Source organism: Blautia sp. ZXY-1-C6 (genome assembly GCF_056339875.1).
The window spans coordinates 1-7,500 of the sequence record NZ_JBWJVQ010000229.1 but is presented as its reverse complement, the minus strand read 5'-3'; the positions used below and the strand labels follow the sequence as shown (position 1 = coordinate 7,500).

5 protein-coding genes and 1 pseudogene are annotated in these 7,500 nt (G+C 43.1%); all 6 read right to left on the bottom strand.

Translation table 11 applies throughout. The features are described 5' to 3' along the window. Positions 1 to 1,470 (bottom strand): stage IV sporulation protein A, encoded by a 1,470-nt coding sequence (gene spoIVA, locus AC075J_RS14160; protein ID WP_055052811.1) that lies wholly within the window; start codon positions 1,468 to 1,470, stop codon positions 1 to 3. Positions 1,471 to 1,746: 276 nt separating this feature from the next. Then, positions 1,747 to 3,440: pseudogene (locus tag AC075J_RS14155) on the bottom strand ([FeFe] hydrogenase, group A). Positions 3,441 to 3,455: 15 nt separating this feature from the next. After that, positions 3,456 to 5,327, bottom strand: coding sequence for an NADH-quinone oxidoreductase subunit NuoF (locus tag AC075J_RS14150; RefSeq protein ID WP_022380689.1), 1,872 nt, complete (start codon positions 5,325 to 5,327; stop codon positions 3,456 to 3,458). Then, positions 5,324 to 5,803 (bottom strand): complex I 24 kDa subunit family protein, encoded by a 480-nt coding sequence (locus tag AC075J_RS14145; RefSeq protein WP_008703034.1) that lies wholly within the window; start codon positions 5,801 to 5,803, stop codon positions 5,324 to 5,326. Before AC075J_RS14145 ends, AC075J_RS14150 begins: the two co-directional genes overlap by 4 nt. A 323-nt stretch (positions 5,804 to 6,126) precedes the next feature. After that, on the bottom strand, positions 6,127 to 6,828 hold the full coding sequence (locus AC075J_RS14140; protein ID WP_022380687.1) for a YoaK family protein: 702 nt from the start codon (positions 6,826 to 6,828) through the stop codon (positions 6,127 to 6,129). A gap of 319 nt (positions 6,829 to 7,147) precedes the next feature. Continuing rightward, on the bottom strand, positions 7,148 to 7,500 hold a 353-nt coding region (locus AC075J_RS14135), incomplete at its 5' end, for a fumarate hydratase C-terminal domain-containing protein (protein WP_476390449.1).

The window sequence follows — 7,500 nt, the reverse complement described above, 5'->3', positions numbered from 1 at the left end:
CTATATGATAATACACACCAGCCCGCCCTTACTGTCATTGACAATTTTCTGCATGGTATCCTGAAGCTTTACCTGGCTTTCTTCGCTGATAGCTGCAATCTTGCTTCGGATGCCATCCTGTACCAACTGCTCAATGGATTTACCGAAAATATTAGTCTCCCAGATACTCTCCCCCCTCTGGCTGCCTTCATCAATATACTGGATCAGATCCTTTGCCTGCTGTTCCGTTCCTACTATGGGAGCAATTTCAGTTTCTATATTTGCCTTTATCATATGGATAGACGGACTCTTTGACTTGATCTTTACTCCATATTTATTCCCCTGTCGGATCACTTCAGGCTGTGCGATCTCAATCTCATCCAGATTCGGGACAACCACACCATAACCGGTTCCACGCACTGCTTCCAGTGCAGCCTGCACTTTTACATATTCCTCTTTCATATGTACCAGTTCCTGCATTGTATGGATCAGTTCATATTCACTCTCCATTTCGATTCCACTCATCTGACTGAGCATCCTGTAATAATATTCTTCCTTTATGCGTATTCTTACCTTTACTGTTCCATCGGATAAGCCTACATCTTCCAGAAGGGAATCCTGTACATAAGGTCCGGATAATTTTACAGATTCCTTTGTGATATCACGTATATGCTGCATACTTTTCATTTTATCCCTGATCTGTGAAAGGATCTGCTGTTTTAATTCATGCTCCAGGGGAAGCATTTCTACCCAGCGCGGAATAAAAAACTGAATCTGACTGACAGGAAATTCATATAAAACCTTCTCCAGAATCCTGGCAATATCTTCTTTTCTCAATTGGTCACAGTTTACTGTCAGAGCAGTTACCTTATATTTCTGTTGGATTTCTTCCGCTGTTTTCAGAGCCGCATCTTTATATGGCATCTGCGAATTTACCAGCACGATAAATGGTTTCTGCTGTTTTTTCAGTTCCTGAATAGCCTTCTCTTCTGCCTCCGAAAAATTGTCTCTGGGAAGTTCACCGAAACTTCCGTCAGTTGTGACCACAATACCTATTGTGGAATGCTCCTGAATTACTTTCTGTGTTCCGATGCGTGCGGCCTCGCGAAATGGGATTGCCTGCTCAAACCAGGGAGTTTTTACCATTCGTTCTTTCCCGTCCTCCGTCTGCCCGGATGCACCCTTTACCAGAAAACCCACACTGTCGATCAGGCGGATCTTTACCTGCTGATCTTCTCCGAGAGTGATGGGAACTGCTTCTTTGGGAATAAATTTTGTTTCTGCTGTGGTGATGATTTTGCCTGATCCGCTTAAAGGAAGCTGATCTCTGATCTCTGCCTGCTTTGTATCTGACATCTGTGGCAATGCAACAAGTTCCATGAATCTGCGGATAAATGTAGATTTTCCTGTGCGGACAGGTCCTACGACCCCTATGTATATATCTCCCCCTGTACGGGCCTGGATATCACGATACACCTGAAAATTTTCCATAAAAATAGCCCCCTTGCATATTTACACATAACCTTCATGTATTGTTATAAAATATGCAAGGAAGCTTTAAAATATTCTATTTATCATTTGGACATATTGTTACTGTTCACACACCACTATCCCGCGAGGTGTTTTGGCATGAATATGCCAAAATCCCGAGACATACAAGCCAAAATTCTATTGCCGCAGGCAATCTGGAATGAATTTTGGCTACGTTACTGTGAACGGAGTGAACAGTAATGACATATTGTTACTGTCAGGCATCACAGATGTTCCTTAATAGGAATCATTGTGAAGCAGATGATGCTCTTTGCCTTTCAGAAGTCCGTTGTAAAGTTCCAGAACTAACGGGTTTTCATCGGATTTCTTAATGATAGTTGTATTATCTGCATTATACAGGCCCTTAGCTCTCAGAGCTTTGGTTCTGTCGCCGGATCTTGTCGGCTGTCCGCCACCCATGATACATCCGCGGCGACATGCCATGATCTCGATCAGATGATATTCTTTCTCACCATTCTTAACCTGTTCCATAACGGTTCTTGCATTTGCAAGGCCGCTGGCAACACAGATATTAAGGTTCATTCCTTCATAAGGAACTGTAAATTCCTTGATTCCCTCATCTCCACGAACACCGCATTCTGCGATCTCATGCATGGTTTCTTTGCTGTGATCCGGAGTCAGGCGGCGGAGAACTGCTTCTGTAACACCTCCTGTAACACCGAAGATAACACCACCACCGGAGCCGAAGCCAAACGGCATATCACAGGCTTCCGGATCAAGAGTTGCAAAGTCAAGCCCAAAGTTATCGATCATGCGGAGCAGCTCTGTAGTTGTAATAACGATATCTGTATCCTGTTCACCGTCTGTGAAGCTGTTCGGACGAACTGCTTCTGCCTTCTTGGCTGTACATGGCATAATAGAAATCATAACTGTTTTCTTGCCGCCGGCATGTTCCGGATCGCGGAAGTACTCTTTGATTACTGCTGAGAGCATTCCCTGTGGAGAACGGCAGGTAGAAAGATTAGGAATATACTCCTTGTATTGGTCTGTGATAAACTTCACCCATGCAGGACAGCAGGAAGTAAGAAGCGGAAGTTTCTCACCCTTCTTAATTCTGTCAAGGAACTCGGCACTCTCTTCCATAATAGTAAGGTCAGCACTGAATGAAGTATCATAAACTTCATCGAATCCCATTCTGTGGAGAGCATTGACAATCTTACCCATAACACTCTTACCTTTGGTCAGTCCATAATGATCACCTACTGCGACACGTACTGCAGGAGCAATCTGAGCAACTACACGTATATTCGGATCAGCAAGTGCTTCCCATGCCTCGTCCATATGTGTCTTGATCGCAATAGCACCTGTTGGACAATATACACGACACTGACCGCAGTTTACACATTCTGTCTCTGCGATTTTTTTGTTAAATGCAGGCATTACCTCATGGCCTCAGTTCCCCGGAATGCAAATCCTAAAGCTCCGATTCCCTGAAGTTCTTCGCAGGCACGTACGCAGTTACCACACAGAATACATTTGTTTGGATCACGAACCAGAGAAGGAGAACTTGTATCCAACTCATGATATTCCCTGGTATTTTTGAAACGGATTGTCTGTACGCCCAGCCTGTGTGCCAGTTCCTGAAGGACACACTCACCACTCTTAACACAGGTTGTACAGTCACGACAATGTGCTGCAAGCAATAATTCTACAATTAGTTTTCTGTATTTCTTGACTCTTCCGGAATTGGTGTAGGATTTCACCATTCCATCTCTTGGCTGTTCAGAACATGAGGCAAATGTTTTTCCCCTCTCGTCTTCAACTGTACATAAACGACAGGCACCAAAAGTGGATACCTCTGAGTGGTAGCACAGTGTCGGAATATTGATCCCTGCCTTGCGGATGACAGACAGGACATTTTTTTCATCGGTAAATTCTACCTTTCTACCGTCAATTATCATATGGCCCATAGTGTATCCTCCCTTCTATGCTTCCACATATACTGCATCAAAGTTACAGTTGTCCTTACATGCACCGCATTTGATACAGATGTCGTTATCAATGTGATATGGATGTTTAATCTTACCTGAGATCGCACCTGCCGGACAGTTCTTTGCGCATTTACCGCAGCCAATACAGAACTCAGGGTTGATGTGGAACTGACGAAGAGCAGTACATACTTTTGCACGGCATTTCTTATCGCGGATATGTTCCTCATATTCATCGCGGAAGCGTTTGAGAGTACTGATAACAGGAAGAGGTGCACTCTTGCCAAGTCCGCACAGAGCCATGTTCTGAACCATATTTGCAAGCTCTTCCAGCTCATCCAGATCGGACATCTCACCCTTTCCATCTACGATCCTCTCCAGGATCTCCAGCATACGTTTGGTACCCTCACGGCACGGTACACATTTACCGCAGCTCTCACGCTGGGTGAAGTTCATAAAGAATCTGGCAACCTCAACCATACAGGTATTCTCGTCCATAACTACCAGACCACCGGATCCCATAATCGCATCTAATTTTTTGACAGAATCAAAATCAAGAGGTGCATCCAGCTGGTCAAGGATCAGACATCCGCCGGACGGACCGCCGATCTGGACACCTTTAAATGCGGCGCCACTCTTTAAGCCACCACCGATATCATAGATAATGTGGCGGAGTGTGGTTCCCATAGGAACCTCTATCAGACCGGTATTCTCGATAGAACCGGTCAGTGAGAAGGTTTTAGTTCCGGGGCTTCCCTCTGTACCGATGGTGCGGAACCAGTCTGCTCCCTGAAGAATAATCTTCGGTACATTAGCATAGGTTTCTACATTATTAAGAACTGTAGGCTTACCCCACAGACCTTTCTCTACTGTACGGGGCGGTTTTACACGAGGCATACCTCTGTTACCCTCGATAGATGCGGTAAGTGCCGAACCTTCTCCACATACGAAAGCTCCGGCACCTCTGTTGATATGTAAATGGAAGTTTACACCGGAATTTAAAATATTATCACCTAACAGGCCATATTTTTCTGCCTGTTCAATCGCCATCCTAAGTCTCTTTACAGAAAGAGGATACTCTGCACGAACATAAATATATCCATTCTCCGCACCGACTGCGTAGGCTGCAATAGTCATACCTTCGATCATCTTATATGGATCACCTTCCATGACGGAACCATCCATAAATGCACCGGGATCACCCTCATCACCATTACATACAACATAGCGGGTTTTCTCTGCCTGGCGTGCAACCTGAGACCATTTCTTGCCTGCCGGGAATCCTGCACCGCCACGACCGCGAAGCCCGGATTTAGTTACTTCATCAATAACTTCCTGCGGGGACATACTTCCCATCACTTTTGCAAGTGCCTGATAGCCTCCCACAGCAATATACTCTTCGATAGATTCCGCATCGATTTTTCCACAGTTTTCAAGAACGATACGTGTCTGTTGATTTAAGAAAGGAATATCATCAGGATGTGGACAGACTGTATTATTATCTCGATAAAACAGCCTCTCTACAGGTTTTCCTTCCAATATAGTTCTCTCCACAATTTCCTTACAGTCTTCCGGCTGTACGTGAACATACTGATAATCATATGGTTCAATTCTCATCAGAGGTCCAAGTTCACATAAGCCCTGGCACCCTGTTTTGATCACGCCTACATGAGGCACATCCTTCTGCATTTCAACTGTTACTCCATCAATTCTCTCACAGAGTACTGACATCTCTTCATAAATCTTCTGCGCTCCGGATGCGATACATCCGGTACCTGAACAGACAAGAACGCGGCAGGTATAAGATTTAATCTGCTCATTTACTTCAGCCTGCTTATTTAACAGGTCTTCTTTACTCTTAATACTCATACGCACTCTCCTCTCAGTTTATTCAAAAGTTCTACAGCTTTCTCAGGAGTCATCTTCGGATGTACTTCATCATTGACAGTCAGTGTGGGGGCAAGTCCACATGCACCCAGACAGGATACTGTTTCTACGGTAAAAAGCATGTCATCTGTAGTGTGTTTCTTGTTGCTCAGTCCAAGTTCCTTCATCAAAGCCTCTTTTACAGGCATGGATTTTCTCACATGACAGGCTGTTCCGTCACACACTTTAATGACATATTTCCCTTTCGGCTCAAAAGAAAAATTCTCATAGAATGTGGCTACACTGTAGGCCTTGGCTTCTTTTACTCCGATTTCTTTCGCTACATAAGTCAGCAATTCTCCCGGCAGGTAACGATATTCCGCCTGAATATCCTGCATGATCGGAATCAGCGATGCTGCTGTACGTCCGTAGTGCTCGATGATCTCATCCGCTTTTCTGTAATAAGACTGGTCTAACATTCGGTTCCCTCCTTAAATAGTAATTTTGATACATCGGTTTTAATATAGTACCGATATATCGATTCCCACGCAGCTTTAGTTATTTTTAACATATGTGCTGTTGATATTATACATTATATAGTTGTTTTGCACAATATCATTTTTGAAATTTTCTGAAATTAATTTATAACAATTTGTTATAGATGTATAGTATTCATAAATGTATATAAATGAAAAGCAATTTCTTTAACAGGGTTGTTAATTTAATAGCAATATCAAAACAAAAAAAGATCATTGAAAAGAATATTATCTTCTTCTCAATGACCTTTCTGGAAATGGCTGCATTATTTAATTTCATGTTCCTCATGGAAATGCTTATATTTTTCTATAAACATCAACAGAAAGCTGATCATAAGGAATCCACAGGAAACCCAGATCATTCTGATTCCATAGCGTATGGACAGATTTCCACCAATGCCGGCACCCAAGGCAAACATAAGGATGATTCCAAAATAATACATCGCCTGTTTTAGCTGTTTTGATTTTTTTTCACGAAAATAAACTGACAACGCAGCTGTACCACTGCGCAAATTACCGATACACATAGTACTTGCATAGGAATATCCATTTACCTTGCGGAAGGACTGTACCTGCATTGCACAGGCGAAAGATGCCATGGCATTTGCCAGCATATTGTATTCGGTTGGCAGGAAACCTACTGTAAATAAGATCAGGATTTCTGCCAACAGAACACCCTGCCGCCAGTGGAGCTTCTGAGCATATTTATAATTTGCCTGTATTTTCTCCGCAACCCATACGCCCAGTGCAAAGAAAATAATAGGAAAGAAGTACCCCAGTCCTGCAGTCACTTCCCCTGCCATAAAGTGCTGGCTCATAAGAACGACGTTTCCTGTCTGTGCATTACAGAATACTTCGTTTCTTGCATTATAGGTGTAAGCATCCTGAAAACCTCCTGACAGTGCCAGGAACGCACTGTTTAAAAAGGCTTCCGACATTTGTATTTCGTGTTGATTATGATCTTTCATGATTTTCCCCGTTCAAGTTTATTTGCAGTTATCTCCTGTACGGATAACTGCCTTTATTCTTTTACCGTCTTTCTCAAACATTCGAAATCCGCTGATTTACTGCGTAAATCGCTGCTTTCTTATGTTTGGCGGGTCCCTGACCCTGATTATCATGTTATACGTTTATAGGTCAAATGTAAAAGATATAATTCATATTATTGTATATATGATTTTTATATATTGGATACAATATATATATATAATTTTGGCTATATAAAGCAACTTCCATATACTGTATGTCTACAGCATATGGAAGTTATTTTTTTATGTATCTGCAGAATTACTTATCTCCGTGTTCTTTGAGATATTCTGCTTTTCCCATCTCGTACAGATTATTACCTTCTGAGTCAATGATGACTACAAGAGGCATATCCTCTACATACAATTTACGAAGTGCTTCTGCTCCCAGATCTTCATAGGCGATCAGTTCGGCCTTTTTGATGCATTTTGCAAGAAGCGCACCTGCACCGCCGATAGCTCCGAAGTATACACCATCATATTTCTTCATGGCGTCTACTACTTCCGGAAGGCGGGCACCTTTTCCGATCATTCCTCTTGCTCCCACAGACATCATTGTGGGTGCATAGGCATCCATACGTCCGCTGGTTGTAGGGCCTGCGGAGCCGATGACTG

What these genes read in the sequence shown, in the direction of transcription:
- spoIVA (WP_055052811.1), bottom strand. Translation starts at nt 1,470, where the DNA reads ATGGAAAATTTTCAGGTGTATCGTGATATCCAGGCCCGTACAGGGGGA.
- AC075J_RS14150 (WP_022380689.1), bottom strand. Translation starts at nt 5,327, where the DNA reads ATGAGTATTAAGAGTAAAGAAGACCTGTTAAATAAGCAGGCTGAAGTA.
- AC075J_RS14145 (WP_008703034.1), bottom strand. Translation starts at nt 5,803, where the DNA reads ATGTTAGACCAGTCTTATTACAGAAAAGCGGATGAGATCATCGAGCAC.
- AC075J_RS14140 (WP_022380687.1), bottom strand. Translation starts at nt 6,828, where the DNA reads ATGAAAGATCATAATCAACACGAAATACAAATGTCGGAAGCCTTTTTA.